A 21,793-nucleotide genomic window follows, 5' to 3' on the forward strand; every position below is an offset into this window, starting at 1 on the left:
TTTTGGCAAATACCTTACATTAAAACCTGTTTGAATTATTTTTATTTTATTCATTTGCAAATGTCAATAAGTAGGTTGGCGCAATTAATTATAGCTCTTATTTTATTAAGACTCTTATGAACAAGGGGTTTAAACCCCTTGCCTAAATCGATTTAATTATGTCTACTTACTCATATCTCCTCAACGGTAATCAAAATATCATTAGAGATAAGGGCAACTTCTTCTCTTAAACTACCGTACAACTTTCGGGCTAAAATCATTTGGTTAGAAATAGCTATATTACGATTACGAGTTATGAGAGGAGATTTTTGAGACAAGTTTCTCACATCATCTCCGTGACTTTGATGTGACACTGCCCCCATAGATTTTATGGCATATCCCAAAATATTAGCCCTAATCAATAAATCTTGATCTTCCCATCCCCATTCTTTGAGTTGTTCATTATAACCCCCAAGAAACAGTAAATTATTTTTGGTCGCACAAATCAATCCACACCCCGGACGTTTTGATGGTGATGATTCTTTTATTATATTTATGTGAATCTTATTACCCACTTTTGTCACGGTAGGCTTAAGACGAGGACGCTTGAGGGCGTTGTTATCTGTGTCGGTTTCTTTTACTTCTTGAATATAAACAATAAGGGATTTGTGAAGGTTATTATTTATAGTTGTATAAATACTTGTAATCGTATTTTGGTTCCAAATTATATCGGCATCGGACATAAGCAAGATGTCACCGACACTATTTTTGATACCATAATTTAAATAGGTTGTTTTACTAAAGGGATACTGGGAATAATTAATAATTCTTAGTTTTGAATTGTTTTTTATCTTGTCATCAATATTTGATTTTATATCCCCTGATAAAATAGTTATTAGACTTATTTCTTTGATTTCTAGTAAACTAAGAATAGTTTTATTAATACTTACTCGTTGTTTAAGGGGTATTAATACCTCAAGACTATTATTCATTATCCTTATATTTACGGTAGTAATATTCCCTATTTTTATTAATAATTTCTGGAGAATACCAATCTTGATTATGGTTGTGATGAAGATGTAGATATAGTAAGTCTGGCACTCGACAAAGGGTATAACCTAAATTACAGTATCTTTGGATAATATCTTGATCTTCTCCTCCCCAACCCACAAAGTTTTCGTCCCAACCACCAATTTTTTTTAATTCTTCGGTACGGAACAGGGGAAGCACTCCAAATTTTTCATGGCTAGTAAGGTGTTTTTTTAGGGCGCTAGATTCATCTTCAGCGGCGATCGCACTTCGCACTATAATAGAATCTAAATCACTTTTATTATCGATAAATGGCTGTGGTGCCATCAAACGATAACCCGTTACTAAAAATGAAGAAGATTTTTTGGCTATTTCTAAATGGCGTAAAAGACTATTTCTATAAGGAATTAAATCAATATCAAAAGCCATCAAAAATTTAGTATCAACTAAATTAAGTCCATGATTTAACAGTGAAGTTTTGTGAAATACACTATTATTTTGGACATAAAAATACTTTATTCCTATTTTTTCTAGCTTTTCTTGGATAGCTAAATTAGGTTTTTTATCACTCTCAATAAAGATTACTTCTGGTAAATCTTCTAATTCACAATCAAGAGAAGTAAACCAACTATAAAAGGAATAAAATGCTAATTGTCTTTGTCTATAGGATATGACTAAGGTAAGTTCATTTTTCATTAGCCACTAGTCCAGTGGTTTAGGACTTCCCAATTATACAAAAAAATTAATCTTCGTATCATTAATTTCCCCAACGGAAGATAGAAGCCCCCCAACTCAATCCGGCCCCAAAACCTGACACTGCAACCACATCTCCTGATTTAATTTTACCTTCTTTCAAGGCTTCATCAAGGGCAAGGGGAATGGACGCAGCGGAGGTGTTGCCGTAATTTTGAAGGTTACTAATAACTCTATTTTCGGGAATTTTTAAACGACTAGCTACCGCATCAATGATTCTTTTGTTGGCTTGGTGAAGAATTAGCCAATCAACATCATCGGTGGTTAAATTTGCTCTGAAGAGAGCTTTTTCAATCACTTCAGGTACTTTATTCACGGCAAAGCGATATACTTCTCTACCATTCATGGTGATGTTACTAAAACTACCGTGGTTAATTTTTTTGTCTTCGCCAATGTCTTGTAAGTTGCCCTGATAGGAAAGATTGAGGGTATTATTCAATGCCCCATTACTGCACATTTCAAAGCCAAGAAGGTTGTCTTTTTCTGGGCTACCCTGACACACTACCGCCCCAGCACCATCTCCAAATAGTACGCAGGTAGTACGATCGCCCCAGTCCACCCAACGGGAAAGACAATCGGCGCCGATAACGAGGACATTTTGATATACCCCATTACGGATAAACTGAGAAGCTGTAACTAATGAAAAAACAAATCCTGAACAGGCTGCCGTTAAATCGAAAGCCACCGCACGAGTTGCACCGATGAGATTTTGCACCTGCCCTGCACTACCAAATAAATCATCGGGGGTGGAGGTAGCCAGAATAATTAAATCAATGTCGAGGGGTGTTAGGTGGGCATTGGCGATCGCCTTTTGTCCTGCTTGGGCTGCCAACTCACTCAGGGTAGTAGAGGTGGCAATATGACGTTGTTTAATACCCGTACGAGAGCTAATCCAATCATCGGAAGTATCGACTATCTGACTCAAATCCTCATTACTAATCACCTGAGTAGCAATGGCTGAACCACTACCAATAATTGTGATGCCATTTTTGGCGTTAATAGCCGACTCCTTAACCGATTGCAATGACTTATCTCCTTATAAATGCTTTACTACTCTTTAACTTCTGATACCAAACTATCACCTTTTCCTAACGAGCCACCTGTTTGATAGTGCTGAATGCGATCGACAATTTCATGGTCAATGGCTTCTTTAGCTACCCGAATGGCGTTAAAAATAGAAGGAGCTTGGGAGCTACCATGGCTGATAATACACACTGCAGGAACTCCTAACAATAGCGCTCCCCCATGCTCGGCATGGTCAATTCTTTGTTTAATTCGTTTTAAATTGGGCTTGAGAACAGCTGAACCAACCTTACCCCTAACCCCAAAAGGTAATTCCTCTTTGATAATTTGTAGCATAATCTCCCCCACGGCTTCCGCAAACTTGAGCAAAACATTACCTACAAATCCATCACAAACAATTACATCAAAATCTCCCGATAAAACATCTCTGCCTTCGGCATTACCCGCAAAAGGAATGGCAGGATTACTACTCAATAACTTATAGGTTTCCTTCGCCAACTCATTGCCCTTTTTGGCTTCTTCTCCGATGTTGACTAATCCCACCTTGGGTTCTTCTACTTCCAATACATACTTACTATAAATAGTACCCATCACGGCAAACTGTTCCAAATATTTGGGTTTACAATCCACATTGGCACCCACATCCAAAACAATTACCGACTTATTGGCATACATAGTGGGGAATACGGCCCCAATGGCTGGACGATCAATACCTTTGATTCTTCCCAAAGAAAGGGAAGCTGCCGCCATAGCTGCCCCTGAATGTCCTGCGGAAACAACCCCCTGAGCGCGTTTTTCTTTTACCAGTTTCATGGCGATATTAATAGACGCTTTCGGCTTACGACGAACCCCCGTTAAGGCACCCTCATCCATAGAAACAAGTCCTTCTGAGGGTACTATTTCAATATTGGAAATATTAGCTCCATCATGGTTTGCCAGTTCGGTTTCGATGATTTGCGGATCTCCTACCAGGAGAACGTCTATGTCCAATTCTGCGGCCGCTCTGATAGCCCCAGCAACAATTACTCCCGGGCCTCTATCTCCGCCCATTGCGTCCACCGCTATTTTTGCTCGTGTTGATGCCATTGCTCAGTTTATTGGGTTAAAATCTTCAAAATTATATCATGTTTACCCTAGATTCCTGTTTGGGGATTGTAAGGGTAACTTTTGTTTTTTATATTTAACAGCATCATATATCATTTTTGTCTTTCTTGCTTGATCTAATCCATTTGTTTGCGGATTACGGTGGTTTGGAGGGAAAAGAATGCGACATGGTTGTTATTCTTGGTGGTTGATTCTTTTCCCTTGATTTGTGCAAGTTGATACAAAATCTCATTAGAATAGGATTAAGAATAATCAGGAAAAAAAAGCTGTTGTGACCACAGAAAATATTACCTTTAATACCGTAGAAGAGGCGATCGCAGACATCAAAGCAGGACGTTGTATTGTTGTTGTTGATGATGAGAATAGAGAAAATGAAGGGGATTTAATCTGTGCGGCTCAGTTTGCTACCCCAGATATGATTAATTTTATGGCTGTAGAGGCTAGGGGATTAATCTGTTTAGCCATGACAGGGGAGCGTTTAGACGAGTTGGATTTACCCCTGATGGTGACAAAAAACACCGACAGCAATCAAACGGCTTTTACGGTGAGTATTGATGGGGCAAAACATTTGGGGGTTACTACGGGCATCTCGGCAGAAGATCGAGCTAAAACCATTCAAATTGCCATTAATCCTACCACTAGCCCCGAAGATTTGGGACGACCTGGGCATATTTTCCCGTTGCGATCGCGCCAAGGTGGTGTTCTCAAAAGGGCAGGACATACAGAAGCAGCGGTGGATTTATCCCGTTTAGGTGGTTTATACCCTGCGGGGGTAATTTGTGAAATTCAAAACCCTGATGGTAGTATGTCTCGTTTACCAGAGTTATATAAATATGCCCAAAAACATGATTTAAAACTGATTAGCATTGCAGACTTAATTAGTTATCGCCTCAAACATGACCGTTTTGTGTATCGAGAAACCGTTTGTAATTTCCCCAGTCAGTTTGGGGATTTTCAAATTTACGCCTATGGTAATGCCCTTGATAAAACAGAGCATATCGCCATTGTGAAGGGAAATATTGAGGAGTTTAAGGATCAACCTGTGATGGTGCGGATGCACTCAGAATGTTTAACAGGGGATGCTTTAGGCTCTTTGCGTTGTGATTGTCGGATGCAACTACAAGCGGCCTTGAAGATGATCGAAAATGCGGGTTTAGGGGTGGTGGTATATCTGCGTCAGGAGGGCAGGGGCATCGGTTTGGTGAATAAGTTAAAAGCCTACACCCTTCAAGATATGGGCTTTGATACGGTGGAAGCCAACGAAAAATTAGGTTTTCCCCCAGATTTAAGGGATTACGGTATGGGGGCTCAAATTCTCAATGATTTGGGCATTAAAAATATTCGTCTGATTACTAACAATCCCCGAAAAATTGCAGGGTTGAAAGGCTATGGCATCGATATTGTGGAGCGTCTGCCTTTGTTTATTGAAGCCAATGATTATAACTTTAATTATCTCAACACCAAGGCGGAGAAGTTGGGGCATATGTTGTTACAAACTTTCCTCTGCACCATCGCCATTACGTGGGAAAATAGCCAATCTCCCACCGCCCGTTATGAAAAGTTAGAAAAACTTCGTCATGTGATTCGTAGTAATAATTTCGTAACACAGGAAGAAACAAGACCCGTGGCGATCGCCCTTTTTAGCCAACCTACCATGATTTTACACCTCGGTTTTGATAAACCTGCCATGGTAGAACATGGATGGTACAAAAATTATAACCATCCCTACCTAAAAAGCATCCTCAGCATCATTGAAACCCTCAGTAAAGGTGAAGATCTGGTAAAAATGCAATTTTTGATAGCAGAAGGAGAAGACCCCATGTTAGGCTTACAGGTGCGTTTAGAAAGAGAACAAATATCTCCTGAAACATCCATCACCAAACTAGCCCCCACACTACAACCACAAACCATTTATCAATGGAACAAGGTTTGATCAAGGGAATATTGACAGGAAAACAATACCGTAACAGTTGCCTCCTGTCTTAATCTTTATTCTACTAATAAGCGCAAATGGTAAAGTCACTACCAACCCAACAGGCACGGTCAGATTGCGATCGCCTTGCGGTACCCCAACGGGAGCTAATTCCACCAGTGGTTAAACCAGAAACTTCTGCTACCCCCGGACTGGTGATATAAACACTAATGGACTCTCTTCCGTAAATTAATCCAGACTTAGCCTCGATCCAAAAACTGCCATTACCACCATACTGATTAAAGTTGCACTTATCACGAAAAACCACTTGATTATTTTCTCCTCTAATAACACAGGTAGCCTCTTTAGCTTGTGCCATTTGTGGTGACAATGAAACCGATAAAATTGCAGTTAAAGATCCTATGGATAATAGTTTTTTAATCATGACTGTTACTCGATTATTTTGTTAATGAAAAGGATATTTCAAAGAGGTTAAACTCACTGTAGTAATGGAAAATAAGAGGAAACTTTCGTTAACTTCAAAAAAATTAAGCCTTTATTGAATAATACCCTTAAAAGACTAATAACATTACTGAATTTAGATAAGTAAGTAGGCATAATTAAATCGATTTAGGCAAGGGGTTTAAACCCCTTGTTCATCAGAGTCTTAATCAAATAAGAGCTATAATTAATTTCGCCAACTTACTAATAGCGTTTTTTATAATTATGAGATACAGTTATTATTCTCAATTCCTCCGAATTTGCGGGGGATTTAGGGGGATAATTTTTGACCCCGTAACCATGATAATTGCTATATTCTTTTTAAGAAATAGACAATAGTGACAATATTTTAAACATTGAATACTTTTTATTATTGAAAAATTTTTCCTATCATCATTAAATAACTGACATCACGCACTCATTCATAATTATTTTTAACAAGGGGCTTAAGCCCCTTGCCTAATTCAGAAAGAACCCTGTTGCCCAATTCGGAACCCCTTTGCCCAAAACATCTACGGACATAGCATGAACATCCAACATCTTTACTACCTCAAACTAATTATATTTTTGCGTATCATCATTAAATAACAGCAAACTCGCAAGAAAAATTCAATTTATCTTACTTGTTTTATTTTTTCACCTATTACCAATTACCTCCATCCATCCCAGTCTTCATTAAAAATGGACGTATTAGGAAAAGCCGTGGGATTACCATTACTATCCAATATCGTTTTTAGTGTTTGTAAATGGGGGTTACGGAAAGCAAAACCTTCGGTAAACTCATAGGGCAAAATATTTTTATCCAAAGCCATGGCGGCCGTAGTACCTGCCGCTGCCCCCGATGACCATTCAAAAGAATGTACTCGATAAGCCGCTGCCGCAATGTGACTGGTGGCAATACTTTTTCCAGCGACAATCATATTGTCTATTTTTTGGGGAATCATGGCAGAAAGGGGCATTTGAAAGGGATAAGCCTGTCCTTGACCCCTTCTTTCTCCTTCTCTTTCGGTATTACCCGGTTTTTCGTGGGGGCTTTCACTCATACAGGGGTGAAAATCAATGGCATAATGTCCAATCCCCACTGAATCGGCGTAAATGGTGGAACGGCTCCTTTTGGGGGCTTGATCAGGGGAAATTTCACCGCTAATAACTCCAAAACCTTCTAATCCTGCCAAAATTGCCCTTAATTGACGATATTCTTGGGGTGTAAGGGTTTCTTTGTAATAATCATCGTCATAGTTTACCCGGGAAATATCCACTTCATTGACGGTAAAACCATCGGGGTGGGCATAGTTGGGGCGACCAATAATTCTTCTTCCTTCTCTAATGTAGGGATACTTGGAAAGTCCGTGGGCTGTCCCCATGGGGGAATCGAATCCTGTGAGAAAAATATGATCAGGGTGAGGTTTTTTAACCCCATCTCCCAGTTGAGAATCTGTTGTACCTGCCACCAACCAATGGTAAAAACCGATCGCATTTTGTTCGCCTTTCGAGAGGGTTTCGGTGCGTAAGCCCCCCATCCAGCCGTGGGGTTGTAGTTGTCCCATCGCCTCTAGTTGCTCTCTGCTATAAATCAGGTTATCTACGGATGTGCCTGGGCGGTAGTCGTTACCCCAAGTCCAGTTTTGCATGGCAATATCCCCAGGGGTAGGGGTGGTGAAGCCAATGCCCCCAAAGGTTACTCTCTCGCTGGGTTGAGCCTTGTAGATACGACGGTAGGTAAAGACGAGGTCAAAATCCGCTAGTCTTTCTAATTCGTAGCTGTAATAGGGAGCATATTGTTGATAAAATTCTGGCTCTGGTTGCGGTTGGGGGGTTTCGGTTTTTTCCATGGCGAAGGTATAGGTAAAACCTTGGGTACAGTAGGGATCAGGTGTTCTACTGGATGAGGATGGTTCGTAGGCAGAAAGAGGATCTATACCAAGACGATAGGGGATGTCGGTTAAACCGATGATTTCCCCTGTTTCTGTGGCTTCTATGACCATCCAATGGGCTTTTGCTTCTAAATTGTCGTTTTGGGGAGGAACAAATTTAATGACCGTTTTCTTCAGCCTGGAGGAATCTTCGTAGGTGTAGGCATCCTCGATAATTTGGGAAAGGGGTTCGCTATTGAGGGGAGGGGTGTTGGGTTGTGGTTTATGGCTAATGGCGATCGCACTTACTATCTGTTCCCCTGTGCCACCATTTTCTACCCTTTCTATCTGCACATCCTTAATAACAGTATTGGGAAACCATTTGAGAGTACCATTTCCCTTTCTAGCAGCATCTTGCAATTGACGCTCAAGAATATAATCCGCATCCTTGGGCAAAAAACAAGAAGCACTTACCCAACACTCTCCTAAATTTAACTTGCCATAAAAATCACCAATACGATCTCGAAATTCTAAATAACCCTTGGGAAAAAATAACTCCTGTCTTTGGGTGCTACGCTCATCTAAAGCCGATGTACCTTGGGAAGAAATTTGACCCCCTACCCAGTCGGTAATCTCTGTTAAACACACAGTTTTACCCATCAATAACGCTTCATAGGCTGCCCCTGCCCCCGCCAATCCTCCGCCGATAACGAGGATGTCACATTCTTCTATTTGTTCAGGATTTCGAGGGAAGTTATTCATTGCGATCGCAGGAATGGTAAAAAAGAGGACTAAAGGGATTGAGAGTATTTTTTGCCAAGGTTTACGCTTCATAATCGCTGCTCATCATATGGATTTTTATTAATCATACTATAAGAAAAAAATTGATAATTACTAATGGATAATTGATAATAAAAACTAAGGGAATTAAGAAGATGTAAAAGGCAATTAATCTAAACTCTTTATTTTATAGGCTTCTGACATTTTTTGTTGCCAACCTTACATATTTTATTCATATCCCTTCCCTTTGTTAGTTTAATTAGTCACCCATGAAACCATCCATTACACCCAGAAAATTTCGCTCTGAACACATCAATCAGGCTTCTAATGTCAATTTAGAAGAGATAATGACCATCGCATCTCAACAGCGCCCCTGTGTATTTGGAATTACCATCGATGACGCTACCACCGTTGACAGAGACGATGCTATTTGGATGATTGAGTTGGATAATGGACAGTTTGAGTTACAAGTAAGTATTACGGATGTTGGTGCTTTAATTACCAAAGATTCTCCCATTGACAAAGAAGCCTTAAAAAGGGTGGTGACGCTATATCATACCAAGCCCCCTACCCCCATGTTACCCATTAATATTAGTACCAATTTAGGTTCATTAGAAGAAGACGAAGAAAGATTAGCTATTACATTTTTTTTTACTATTGATAATAAAGGAAATATAGTTAGCTTTGAGATAAAAGAAACTATTTTCAAAAATTTACGAGCTTTTAGTTACGAAGAAGTAGAAAATATTTTAAAAAACCCTTCCCAAGAAAATCATGATGGACTATTAGTTAAAATCCAAACTATTGCTCAAATATTAGCTAGTAAAAGAAAAGGAAAATCAGGTATTTTAACTAAAGATGGTTACATTGATGAAGATGGCAATCTCATCGCAGATAATGTTAATACCCATCAATTAATTGCCGAGGTAATGATTTTAACTAACACTACCATTGCTAATTTGTTGGCACAACAAAAAATCCCTGCTCTTTTTCGTACTCAGGATGTGGGTATTAAGGATTTAAACAAAGCTATCAAGGAAATGGGGCATTGTTTAGTACCTGCTATTTATAGCCCTTGCCCTTTACAACACGTTGGTTTAGCCCTAGACACCTATTCCCATTTTACTAGCCCTCTTAGACGTTTTGTCGATTTAGTAAATCATCGCATTATTAAAGCAATTATTAGGGGTGTTTCTTCTCCTTATCATCGAGATGAATTGCAAGATATTGCTGACTATATTAATGATTTTCATTGTCAGTATAAAGAAGATAAATCTCATCATCTAAGAATGAGGAGAAAAGAAGATATTGCTAAAAAGTATAATCAGATTAGTGGTAATGAAATTAAAGAATTATCTACTGAAGATTTTTCAGAATTATTAGAATATTTTGCTTATAGAAATCGCTTACCAGAAATTTTAGGGCATATCAAAGAGAGAGTTAATGATTTATCTTTAAAAGATTTTTATTTTATTTGGTTTGTCGCCAAAATAAATGATTTATTTTATTTAGAAAATATTGACGGAATATCGATACTGTTAATAGCTTCTCAAATTGAAAATATAACCGTTGACTATGACATTAAATATAACCGTAAAAATAAAACTTATCAGGCAAAATGTTCTTTAAATGGTTTAACTACCCCTGATTTTGCGGAAAATGTCAAAAAAATGGTAGCAAAACAAACCTCGGCAGTTATGGCTATTCGGGGTTATGTTACTCATGGGTTGGTGAAAAAAGGTAACTCTGATGTTTCCGATGATTCTTCTTCTCAAGATATTAATAACAACACTATCAAAGAGGAAAATTTTTCTGCTTTGTTACATCAAGCCATAGAGGAAAATTCCTTAACCGATGATTTTTTGAAGGAAGTGGAAAAGAGAATTGATTCTTTACAACCAAAAGACTTTTATAAGTTATGGTTTTTGGCTAGGGTAAATGGTTTTTTTGAGCCATCCATTGACGCTGTATCAGTGTTGCTCGTGCGATCGCAATTAGATCATGTAGAGGTAAAATATGTCATAGAAAGTTATCCTAATAATAGTGGCTATATTAGCCTTTGTTATGTAGATAGTTTTACTACCCCACAACCTGCCTTTAGTCAAAAAAAGAGTAAAGCCAAACAACAATCAGCCCTAGAATATATTAAGGCTTTTTTGAATGATGAATTAACCAAAAATCCCACGGTAATTACTTCGGAAGAAAATAGTCCCATAAATCCTCCCATAATTCCCATATCCGCTGATACCAAAACAACAGAAGAAACCAATTATGTCTCCTTAATCCATGATTTCTGTCAAATTAATCAGATAGATTACCCCGAATATAAATATTTAAAAATAGATAGCTTTTTTCAGTGTTTTATTAGTCTTTATTATCAGGATAAAATGATTCAATCCGTGGGCTATGGAAGAAGTAAAAAAGATGCCAAACAATGTGCTTCCCATATCATGGTTATTCAGCACCATCTCGATATTACTGTTTAATTATTGTTACAATTTATTGCAGAAGCTATTATTTATTTTAAAAATATATTATGCAATTAACTTGGTTTGATAGTAATTCATGGTTAATCGAGATTGCGGATAAAAGAATTTTACTAGATCCTTGGTTCGTGGGATCTTTGACTTTTGGTAATTTGGACTGGTTATTTGAAGGCAAAAAACGTAACCCTCAGCCTATCCCTGAGAATATAGATTTTATTTTACTCTCCCAAGGGTTAGAAGATCATGCCCACCCTCCTACTTTAAAGGAATTAGATCATAGTATTCCTGTGATTGGTTCGGAAAATGCGGGTAAGGTTTGTAAAGAATTTGGCTATGAAAAAATTACGACCCTCCGCCATGGGGAGAGTTATGTTATCGATGACAAAATCGAAATCAAGGCGGTAAAAGGCTCTCCTGTGGGCCCTACTTTGGTGGAAAATGGCTATATTGTCAAGGATTTAACGAACGGTGATTCCCTTTATTATGAGCCCCACGGCTTCCACAGTCAAAATCTGCAAACAGAGGACCGTATCAAAGCCATTATCACCCCTTTAACCAATGTCAAGATACCCTTGATTGGCCCTGTAATTAAAGGGCAAAAAAGTGCCTTAGAAGTTTGTCAGTGGCTCAAACCTGAATATATTTTACCCACGGCGGCAGGGGGAGATATTGAGTTTAAGGGATTTTTAATCAATTTACTTAAGGAAGAGGGTAGTTTAGATAGTTTTCGCTCGATGTTGAAGGAGGCAAATTTATCTACTCAAGTGATTGAGCCAAAGCCCTATGAGGCGGTAAGTTTTGCTGTCAATGTTTAGCCATTATTTCTTCGGTTTTTTAGGACTTTAACTAATTTTTCCATTTCTGGGGGGATAGGTGCGATCGCACTTACTTCTTCTCCTGAGATGGGGTGAGTCAGGGTAAGACGAAAGGCGTGTAATGCTTGTCCTGTGAGGTTTACCCCTACCGAATGCCCGGAGCCGTACAATTGATCACCGATGATAGGATGCCCCATTTGGGTAGTGTGTACCCGAATTTGGTGGGTACGCCCCGTTTCTAGCTGAAAATGTAACCAAGAATAATTACCCAATCTTTCTTTTACCTGCCAATGGGTGATAGCATTTTTACCCCCTTTTTCGATAGGTACTACCGCCATTTTTTTTCGTTGGGTAGGATGACGACCAATAGGCAGATCAATTGTACCACTATCCTCATGGGTAGAACCATATACCACCGCTAAATATTCCCTACGGGCAGTTTTTGCCTTAATTTGAGCCTGTAAATCATTTAACACCAGTTCCGTTTTTGCCACCACGATCGCCCCTGTGGTATCCTTATCAAGACGATGGACAATGCCAGGGCGTTCTACCCCCCCAATGCCTTGTAAATCGGGGCAGTGAGCCAACAGCGCATTAACGAGGGTACCATCACCATGGCCGGGGGCAGGATGTACTACAAAGTTCGCAGGTTTATTGATAATTACTAAAAACTCATCCTCATAGAGAATATCAAGGGGAATGTCTTGGGCTTCAATGTGAGAAGGCACAACGGCGGGAATATGGACATGGATTGAATCTCCCTGTTTTAGTACTTCCTTTTTTTGGGTACAAATGCGATCGTTTAAATATACTTGCCCATCCTCAATCAACTTTTGCACCCGTGAGCGCGATAAATTTACTAAATTCTCTGCCAACCAAACATCAATCCTTACTTTGCCCCTATCCACCACAAAATCTCGAAATGCTTGGCTTATCTCTAACTCATTAGTCACTAAAATATTACCTCATTACAGTGGGTTGGGCTTAAAAATAAAACCCAACGAGAAGAATTGATTGTTTCATTATCAACTCTCAATGATCCATTATCAATTAATTTAATACCTAAAATTAATTAACTCAGAAATCGCCTTCACCCTTTCCAAATGACTAGGGCAATTTTGACGAGAATCCGTAATTAACCAATCCAAAGCCGCCTCCTTAACATCAATAGAACTTCCTGTTTTATCAACACAATAGCGACCAAATACAAGTTTATCCACCAGACGAACTCCCCTACCTAAACGGGAATATTCAAAGATAACACTATTATCCACCGTCGCCCCCTCACAAATCCAACAATTAGGCCCAATCATAGCAGGGCCAACAATTTTTGCTCCATCCTCAATGTGAGTCATGCCACCGATATACACAGGGCCAGTAATATCTACCTTATCCCAATTAATAGACACATTAACCCCCGTATAAACCCCTGGCTTAACCTCTTTACCCGGGATTTCAACATTTTTGATTTCCCCTGATAATACCGAGCGAATCGCTTGCCAATAGTCTGGTACTTTACCAATGTCCACCCACTCAAACTCCATATTCACTGCATAAAAAGGCAAACCCAACTCCACCAAATGGGGAAATAAATCACCACCAATGTCATATTCCTGATTCGGGGGAATATAATCAATTACCTCCGGTTCAAAAATATAAATCCCAGTGTTAATCTCTGTGCTGAGGGCTTCCTCTACCAATGGCTTTTCTTGGAAAGTTAAAATTTTGCCATCATCATCCGTTACCACCACCCCATAACTCGGTACCGCTTCCCTAGGGACTGATTTTGTGACCACCGTGGCGATCGCCCCTTTCTCCTTATGCTGTCGCACCACCTCAGTCAAATCAAGATCAATTAAAGCATCTCCACACAAAACCACAAAAGTATCATCAAAAAAAGGATTAAACTCTTGAATACGCTTAATTCCTCCCGCCGAACCCAAAGCATTACCCACCAACTCTCCATCCACAATGCTTCCCTCAAAAGAATAACCGATTTGAACCCCAAACCGTTGCCCATCACGGAAATAACTCTCAATTTGCTCCGCCAAATGGCTCACATTTACCATCACCTCATCAAAACCATGTTGCCTCAACAACTCCAACAAAAACTCCATCACAGGCTTTTGTAAAATAGGAATCAAAGGTTTAGGGATAGTGTGAGTAATAGGACGAATACGAGTTCCCTTTCCCGCCGCCAAAATCATTGCTTTCATAGGAGAATATTAATTAAAAACTAATAAATAAAGAGATCATAAGAAAAATATAGCCTTAAAATCAAATGTTATCATTTTTAACTAAGGATTCCCGATTAAACGCGCCATAATAAAACTTTTTATTAACCACAAAGTCTCGATTATCAAAAATTAAGATACACTGAAATTGAACTTCCTGATGAATAATCAAAATTAGCTCAAAAGAGAACCAGAGTGAATGAGTGTTATTTATTGCCTTAATCCCCATTGTGAAAATCCCCAAAATGATACCAAAACGAGAAAATGCAGGAGTTGTGGCTCTAATTTAATTCTCCATAAAAGGTACGTCGCCATCAAAAAAATTGGCAAAGGAGGATTCGGCACCACTTATCTTGCCGTGGACATGGGCAATAAAAATCAATACTGTGTCATCAAACAACTAGATCCCGCTTCCGCCAATCCCGACTCCTACAGCACCGCCCTCGACTTGTTCAATCGGGAAGCAAAAACCATGGCAAAGCTAGAACACGCCCAAATTCCCAAGTTAATTGATTATTTTGAAGAAAAAGAACAATTTTATTTAATTCAAGACTTTATCCTCGGACGGGATTTAGAAAGAGAAGTAAAAAAAGGCAGAATCTATCAAGAATCATCCGCCAAAAACTTCCTGCGTAGTATGCTTCCCGTGCTGCAATATATACACTCTCGCAAAGTAATTCACCGAGACATCAAACCAGGCAACATATTAAGGGAAAAAGAAAGCAAAAAACTATTTCTCATTGACTTTGGTGCCGTAAAAGAAGAAGTCAACACCAAACTCATGAACGCCAATCCCCAGAGCGCCTTTACCAAAATCTCTGTGGGCACCATGGGCTTTGCCCCCCCCGAACAACTCGCCATGCGTCCTGTTTATTCTAGTGATATATATGCCCTTGGGGCAACTTGTATCTTTTTACTCACAGGGAAAGCACCCAAAGACTTGTGCGATCCAGAAACAGGGGAATTAGCATGGGAAAATCACACCACTGTTAGTGCAACCTTTGCCAAAGTGTTGAATAAAATGCTAGAAATAGACGTGAAAAAAAGATTTAACTCCGCGGGGGATGTCATTCAAGCCCTAGATTTAGTCCCCTATGAGCAGGAGTTGGCAGAAAGTATGTTTTTTACCACCACCGCCCCTAAAGAAGAAAGTAAATCCGATGATCAAGATAGCGATTCTAGTTCTAATTTAACTACTCAAAACCTCGCTGATGCCATCCGTCGTCGAAGAGAAAAACAAAATCAACCTCAAAATATCCCCAAGGTAGCCACTCCCCGTGTACAAGTTCAAAAACTACAAATAAATTCCCCAGAAATGATTATCCAAGAATATCAACGGGGTAATCGTAACTTTAGTCAACAAACCCTGAGTGGTTTCGATTTAGAAGGTTTAAAATTACCAGGTTGTAGTTTTTCTCAAAGTAAATTAATTGGGGTAAACTTACAAAAAGCAAATCTGTATCGTAGTAATTTGATGGGGGCAAACTTTGCCCAAGCCAACCTACGGGAAGCTATTTTAAAACGAGCGGAGTTATACAAAGCTAACCTAAAAAATGCTGACTTACAAGGCGCCGATTTACAAAAAGCCAATCTTACAGAAGCTACCCTCAAGGATGCGAACCTCTGCGGTGCAAATCTTACGGAAGCTAAAGTTGACGATGAACAGTTACGCCTTGCCAAAACCAATTGGAGAACAATTTTGCCCAATGGTAAAAGGAAATGGTGGTAGTATATATGTTCTTGATTTTTTTATTTTACTCGTAAAAATTTTCCCTAAATGAACCAAAGCAGATGATTATTAGTTATTGCGTTAACCCAGAATGTCCTAGCCCCAAAAACCATCCTAAGCTCAAAAATTGCAATGCCTGTGGTTCTAATTTAATTCTGAATAGACGTTATCGAGTTATAAAAAGATTGGGTAAAGGGGGATTTGGTGCTACTTTCGTTGGGGTAGATTTAATAAATAAGGATGATCCTCTTTGTGTGGTGAAACAGTTACGCCCCATTGTAGATGATCCTCAAGCCTTCAAAATGGCTCTTAGTTTGTTTAAGAGGGAAGCGAAAACCCTAGCTAAAATTAATCATCCTCAAATACCTAAGTTACTTAATCATTTTGTGGATGATGAGAAGTTTTATGTCATTCAAGAGTTGATTAATGGGGATAATCTGCAAAAGGAAGTGAAGGAAAAAGGGGTATATGGGGAGTTGGGGGTAAAAAGATTTTTGGCGGAAATTACCCCTATTTTGCAATATTTACACTCTCAAAAGGTAATTCATAGAGATATAAAACCGGCTAATATTCTGCGACGCAAAAAAGATGGTAAATTAATTCTCATTGATTTTGGGGCGGTAAAAGATCAAGTCAATACTCAGTTAGCCCAAACCTATGGACAAACTGCCCTGACTCAGTTTGCGGTGGGTACTATGGGTTATGCCCCCCCTGAACAAATGGCTATGCGTCCTATATATGCCAGTGATATATATGCCCTTGGGGCTACTTGTCTTTATTTGTTAACGGGTAAATCACCTAAAAAGTTTGAACGGGATTCTGATACGGGGGATATTATTTGGGAAAGTGAGGTTAATATTAGCCCTAGTTTCAAAAAGGTGTTGAGTAAAATGTTAATGCCTAATGTGAAAGAGCGTTATAAGACGGCGGATGAGCTATTAAAGGCTTTGGATGTTGCACCTTTTGAGCAGAGTTTAAACCAAAGTTTTGTGACGGTTATTCAGTCTACGGATAAGAGTTCGGATGATATTTCGACAACAGATTTATCGACTACTCAGACGGGGGATATGACAATGTCTCCCACCCAACAGTTACGACAGGCGATTCAAAAGAGAAAGAAAAAAACTAATACGATTACGATTAAGTGGGATGATGAGAGTTTTCGGGCTGCTTATAATGGGGGAAAAAAGGATTTTAGTGAGCAGGAGTTGAATAATATTAATTTGACGGGGGTTAAGTTAAGTAAGTTTATTTTTCGTTATGCTCAGTTGGAGGGGGCTATTTTTATTGAGAGTAATTTAGCTCAAAGTAATTTTTATAGTTCTAATGTGCAGGGAGCTAATTTTTCCAATGCTAATTTGGCTCAGGCTTATTTTGCTAAAAGTGAGTTGAGGGATGCTGATTTTCGGGGGGCTAATTTACAGGGGGCTGATTTTACTAATGCTAATTTGGCGGATACTAATTTTTGTGGGGCTAATTTGAAAAATAGTAAAATTACTCAAAATCAGTTGAAGGATGCGAAGGTAAATTGGGCAACGGTGTTTCCTGATGGGGGGCGCCGTTGGTGGAAGTTGTTTTAGTTTTTGATTTTTTTGCCGATTCCTTGTAATATTCCTTTGCCGATTAAGCCTATTCCTCTACCGATAATTTCCGTGAGAATAAAGACTACTGCTTTTCCGAGTATGTCGGCGATCGCCTGTAATCCCCTTGTAACACTATCTACAAATTCGATCATAATGGTGATAAACCAAGGGATGCCTGTGAGGGAGTTTAATTCTTGGTGTCGTGAATGGCTAATTTTGCCGATAATAATGCCTTGATAACCTAGTTTTAAGATTTGATACTCGTCTTCAAAAATGTTACGGGGAATTTGCCAATATTTTTCCCTTTTATATTTCCATGCTAAATTGTTCCGAAACATGGCTATCTTACGGGATGATTTCCATTCTTGTTTGAAAAGATTATGCTTGATCGGTTGGGATTCTGATAAATTATTTAAGGTAAATTGCATGGTACTACAGGCGATCGTAATTAAAACATTTTCTGTTAATATCTGTTCTATTTCTGAGGCTGATTTACTTTGATAAGGATAAATTTGATCGTCAATAAAAAACTCTTTTTCTAGCACTAAATAACATAATAATTCTTCAAATAAAGGAAGATTAATAAAATTATTTTCGACTAAAAATTGTCCTTGTTTAAAAATATTTTCTTTAAAATTAATCAACCTATCTCCACTGTCCAAAGAAACATAACGTCCTAAAAACTTGGTTGCGACATTTTGCCACAATTCTCTGACGATAGATGTCTTTCTTTCTATGAGCTGGTCTTCATTTAATTTAAGGAATTTTAACTCTGAAACTAACTGCTTAAGTTCTTTTAATACTAATAATAATAAGTCTCTTTTTTTATCTTCTTTGAGAATATCTAATTCCAAAATTATATCCGTCGTATTTTTTAGAGAACCTTGGATTTTTTTAGGAATAATATCTTCATAATCTAAACTATTATCAGAAGCTAGAATAATATTAGGATTTACCTCAGAGGGGGGCAGTTTAACCATAGAATCAGGATCTTCTTGAGAGTTGTCTTCTTCATCCATGGAACTGTTTAACATCCCGTTAGGGGTTGCCACAAATTGATTGACTAACCACCTTACAACCTTTAACTCTCTTCTTCTACCCTGCCAAAAAAGAATATCAAGGGGAGATAAATTACTATTTTTTAAATAAGAATTAACCTGTCTAATGCTTCTTTCTATTTCTCTTAATCCTAGCTCACATTGACGATAGAGCCAACCACCAATTAGCGTACGATTTTTATTTTTAATGTTGACATAGTAAGTTTTACCATTAGCACATAGTTTGATTCCCTTAATTAAGTCTGAAATTTTAATATTTCGAGGACAACAGCCCTTAATATTCTCGATAGTTTTGATGTTTTCATCACTACCCCAAGGGGTAATTAAAAGTATAGGTAAATCTGGATATTTAGTAGTAAGTTTGCGGCTTAGTTTTACCAAATTTGTTAACTTATTCGGCTCTACTGCTAAATCTAAAGATATTAATAATAAATCTACTGAATTTTCCTTTAATAAAGGCAAAGTTTCCGTCATTGTACCCTGTGCCAAAATTCTGATGTTAGAATTACTTTGTTCTTGTATGAGGGCAATTAAACCAAGACGAAAAACAGGATCATCATCTATCAATAAAATATTAACATTAGCATCATTTTTCATGATTAATTTTGATTGCGATAGCCAAAAAAGTCTACACGATAATTTACTACTTTTACCCCTGTTTGCTGTTCTATTTGTTCAATCAATTCTGGGGGTAATTCTACATTGACATTAATAATTTTATTTGTATCAATGATGTTGACATGACTGTGTCCATCTGTAACATTACCGTATAACCTGCCATCGTGTCTATCTACACATTCAATGATGCCATGGAGAGAAAGGGCTTCTAGGTTTTGATATACGGAGGCTAGAGCAATATGTTTACCTTGTTGGCTCAAAAAATCATAAACTTGTTTGGCAGTTAAATGTTCTTTTTGTGACCACAATAATTCTAGGATAAATCTTCTTTGCCGAGATACTCTCATGCCCAATTCTTGGCAACGATTCAGGGCATCTTTGAGGGAGTGTACAGTTTTTTCGGTTGCCCCTTCTAGCTGCATTGTTTTTTATTGTCCTTTTTTTGACTAAAGTAAATTCACTTATACTTTAACTAAGTTTTCCCCATTCCTACATTTTTTTATACTATGAAGAATAAAAATTTAAGTAAATAGGGTGCGCTGAAGAAATCAGAAAGTATGGTTAGGGATAAATAGCTATTAGCTTTTGCCTTTTGTCAGAAAAAATCTCTACATATCCCCGTGTCTAATTTTTTTGTTGTTATGCTAGAAACAATATTGCTATTTTAATTTTTTTTAAATTTTATGACTATTACTAATTATTCTATGCAATCCTTTGTGGATGAGCAGAGGAAATTTTTTGCCAGTGGGGCAACCAAATCCTATGATTTTCGTTTACAACAGTTGAAAAAATTAAAAGAGGCGATCGCCCTTAGACAAGATAAGATATTAGAAGCATTACATGAGGACTTAGGTAAACCAAACCTAGAAGGCTGTTTTGAATTAGCTGTCATCTCAGAAATCAGCTACGCTATCAAAAACCTCAAAAAATGGATGAAACCTAAACGGGTGAGTGCAGGAATTGAAAACTTCCCCGCCTGTGCCAAGATTCATTCCGAGCCATTGGGGGTAGTATTAATCATAGGACCATGGAATTATCCCTTTACCCTGATGATTTCTCCCCTCGTAGGGGCGATCGCCTCGGGAAACTGTGCTATGCTCAAACCATCAGAATTAGCACCCCACACCTCCGCCCTCATCACCGAATTAATCAAAGACATCTTTCCCCCCGAATATATCTGCATTCAAGAAGGAGGAGTAGAAGTAGCCCAAGAATTACTCGCTACCAAATTTGATCATATTTTCTTTACAGGAGGCACGAAAATTGGTCAAATTGTCATGGAATCCGCCGCCAAGCAACTAACCCCCGTTACCCTCGAATTAGGAGGAAAAAGCCCCTGTATCGTTGACAAAGAAACTAACCTCAAAATTACCGCCCAAAGAATCACTTGGGGTAAATTTATCAACGCCGGGCAAACCTGCATCGCCCCCGATTACATCCTCGTAGATAAAGCCATCAAACAAGAATTTATCCAAGAAATCAAACAATGTGTCCATGATTTTTTTGGAGATAACCCTGCCCAAAGCCCCGATTTTGCCCGTATTATTAATCAAAAGCAGTTTGATAGACTAGAGCAATTATTAGATAGTGGCGATATTATCGTCGGCGGAGAAACCAATCGAGAAAATAAATATATTGCCCCCACAATTATTGATAACGTGCCCCTCAATTCCCCCATCATGGCAGAGGAAATTTTTGGGCCTATCATGCCTATTCTTGAATACAATCATCTTGATGAAGCCATCAACATCATCAACAGTAAACCCAAACCCCTCGCCCTTTACTTTTTCTCTAACAACTCAGAAAACAAGAAACGTATCCTCCATGAAACCTCATCAGGGGGATTATGCTTCAACGAAACCATCATGCAAGTGGGCGTAAAAGACTTACCCTTTGGGGGGGTAGGAGATAGCGGCATCGGTGCATACCATGGCAAAACTAGCTTTGATACCTTCTCTCATAAAAAAGCCGTCTTATCTCGTTATTTTTGGGGTGATTTGAAATGGCGTTATGCTCCCTACAGTGACAAAATTGTGAATACTTTTAAGAATTTTTATACTAAGTAGTTACAATTTTTTTATAGTTTTATAAAAGGGGTTTTATCCCCTTTTTATATGTTTTTTGATTAAAATTTCACACGTATTTGTTGGACAAATAATTATCGTAAATCCAATGACAATAATTAATTTTAACAGTATCATCTTTACAATTATGTATCTTTTGCTAATATTTTAAGCTAAAAAATAATCTACACAATCTAATTATTATAGCTTTTGGAAAATAATTTGAGCATACACCTTTGTTATAATAGTTAAATCTTCTTTTGACAATATAGA

The 21,793-nt window shown here is 38.3% G+C and carries 16 protein-coding genes; 6 read left to right on the plus strand and 10 right to left on the minus strand.

Annotated elements, in window-relative coordinates; genetic code table 11:
• Nucleotides 1–170 precede the first annotated feature (170 nt).
• The 4 genes from AA637_RS00860 to plsX all read right to left on the minus strand — a co-directional run bounded on the left by AA637_RS00860 (nucleotide 171) and on the right by plsX (nucleotide 3,870).
• Nucleotides 171–971, minus strand: coding sequence for a galactosyltransferase-related protein (locus AA637_RS00860; RefSeq protein ID WP_446683506.1), 801 nt, complete (start codon nucleotides 969–971; stop codon nucleotides 171–173).
• On the minus strand, nucleotides 964–1,704 hold the full coding sequence (locus AA637_RS00865) for a galactosyltransferase-related protein (protein WP_446683507.1): 741 nt from the start codon (nucleotides 1,702–1,704) through the stop codon (nucleotides 964–966). Before AA637_RS00865 ends, AA637_RS00860 begins: the two co-directional genes overlap by 8 nt.
• Before the next feature lie 61 nt (nucleotides 1,705–1,765).
• The gene (locus tag AA637_RS00870) at nucleotides 1,766–2,785 is read right to left on the minus strand and encodes a beta-ketoacyl-ACP synthase III (RefSeq protein ID WP_446683508.1); all 1,020 of its coding nucleotides are present in this window, start codon (nucleotides 2,783–2,785) and stop codon (nucleotides 1,766–1,768) included.
• A gap of 26 nt (nucleotides 2,786–2,811) precedes the next feature.
• A complete protein-coding gene (gene plsX, locus AA637_RS00875; protein WP_446683509.1) occupies nucleotides 2,812–3,870 on the minus strand; it encodes a phosphate acyltransferase PlsX in 1,059 nt (352 codons plus the stop codon).
• A gap of 289 nt (nucleotides 3,871–4,159) precedes the next feature.
• On the opposite strand from plsX, the gene ribBA reads away from it, so the two are divergent.
• Nucleotides 4,160–5,821: a bifunctional 3,4-dihydroxy-2-butanone-4-phosphate synthase/GTP cyclohydrolase II gene (gene ribBA, locus AA637_RS00880; RefSeq protein WP_446683510.1), complete on the plus strand. Its 1,662-nt coding sequence runs from the start codon at nucleotides 4,160–4,162 to the stop codon at nucleotides 5,819–5,821.
• Between the two features lie 64 nt (nucleotides 5,822–5,885).
• On the opposite strand, the gene AA637_RS00885 is transcribed toward ribBA, so the two are convergent.
• Both AA637_RS00885 and AA637_RS00890 read right to left on the minus strand, forming a co-directional pair.
• Entirely contained in the window at nucleotides 5,886–6,179 is a 294-nt protein-coding gene (locus AA637_RS00885) for a hypothetical protein (protein ID WP_446683511.1), read from the minus strand.
• Nucleotides 6,180–6,951: 772 nt separating this feature from the next.
• Nucleotides 6,952–8,988 carry an FAD-dependent oxidoreductase gene (locus tag AA637_RS00890; RefSeq protein WP_446683512.1) on the minus strand — a complete coding sequence of 679 codons (2,037 nt, stop codon included), beginning with the start codon at nucleotides 8,986–8,988 and terminating at the stop codon, nucleotides 6,952–6,954.
• A gap of 215 nt (nucleotides 8,989–9,203) precedes the next feature.
• Between AA637_RS00890 and AA637_RS00895 the strand changes: the two genes are divergently transcribed.
• Together AA637_RS00895 and AA637_RS00900 are read left to right on the plus strand one after the other, a co-directional pair.
• On the plus strand, nucleotides 9,204–11,420 hold the full coding sequence (locus AA637_RS00895; protein WP_446683513.1) for an RNB domain-containing ribonuclease: 2,217 nt from the start codon (nucleotides 9,204–9,206) through the stop codon (nucleotides 11,418–11,420).
• 50 nt (nucleotides 11,421–11,470) lie between these two features.
• Nucleotides 11,471–12,235: an MBL fold metallo-hydrolase gene (locus AA637_RS00900; protein ID WP_446683514.1), complete on the plus strand. Its 765-nt coding sequence runs from the start codon at nucleotides 11,471–11,473 to the stop codon at nucleotides 12,233–12,235.
• Here AA637_RS00900 and AA637_RS00905 read toward each other — a convergent pair.
• A complete protein-coding gene (locus AA637_RS00905) occupies nucleotides 12,232–13,188 on the minus strand; it encodes an RluA family pseudouridine synthase (protein ID WP_446683515.1) in 957 nt (318 codons plus the stop codon). The genes AA637_RS00900 and AA637_RS00905 overlap by 4 nt on opposite strands.
• Nucleotides 13,189–13,290: 102 nt before the next feature.
• The gene (locus AA637_RS00910) at nucleotides 13,291–14,451 is read right to left on the minus strand and encodes a sugar phosphate nucleotidyltransferase (protein ID WP_446683516.1); all 1,161 of its coding nucleotides are present in this window, start codon (nucleotides 14,449–14,451) and stop codon (nucleotides 13,291–13,293) included.
• Nucleotides 14,452–14,668: 217 nt separating this feature from the next.
• On the opposite strand from AA637_RS00910, the gene AA637_RS00915 reads away from it, so the two are divergent.
• Both AA637_RS00915 and AA637_RS00920 read left to right on the plus strand, forming a co-directional pair.
• Entirely contained in the window at nucleotides 14,669–16,198 is a 1,530-nt protein-coding gene (locus AA637_RS00915) for a protein kinase domain-containing protein (RefSeq protein ID WP_446683517.1), read from the plus strand.
• A gap of 62 nt (nucleotides 16,199–16,260) precedes the next feature.
• Nucleotides 16,261–17,778, plus strand: coding sequence for a protein kinase domain-containing protein (locus AA637_RS00920; protein ID WP_446683518.1), 1,518 nt, complete (start codon nucleotides 16,261–16,263; stop codon nucleotides 17,776–17,778).
• Here the strand turns inward: AA637_RS00920 and AA637_RS00925 are convergent.
• Nucleotides 17,775–19,436, minus strand: coding sequence for a DUF3685 domain-containing protein (locus tag AA637_RS00925; RefSeq protein WP_446683519.1), 1,662 nt, complete (start codon nucleotides 19,434–19,436; stop codon nucleotides 17,775–17,777). The two genes, AA637_RS00920 and AA637_RS00925, sit on opposite strands and share 4 nt — an antisense overlap.
• A 2-nt stretch (nucleotides 19,437–19,438) precedes the next feature.
• Nucleotides 19,439–19,879: a Fur family transcriptional regulator gene (locus tag AA637_RS00930; protein WP_069789467.1), complete on the minus strand. Its 441-nt coding sequence runs from the start codon at nucleotides 19,877–19,879 to the stop codon at nucleotides 19,439–19,441.
• Nucleotides 19,880–20,140: 261 nt separating this feature from the next.
• On the opposite strand from AA637_RS00930, the gene AA637_RS00935 reads away from it, so the two are divergent.
• The gene (locus AA637_RS00935) at nucleotides 20,141–21,523 is read left to right on the plus strand and encodes an aldehyde dehydrogenase (RefSeq protein ID WP_446683520.1); all 1,383 of its coding nucleotides are present in this window, start codon (nucleotides 20,141–20,143) and stop codon (nucleotides 21,521–21,523) included.
• Nucleotides 21,524–21,793 lie beyond the last annotated feature (270 nt).

The organism is Cyanobacterium sp. HL-69 (assembly GCA_002813895.1).
Lineage (GTDB): Bacteria > Cyanobacteriota > Cyanobacteriia > Cyanobacteriales > Cyanobacteriaceae > Cyanobacterium.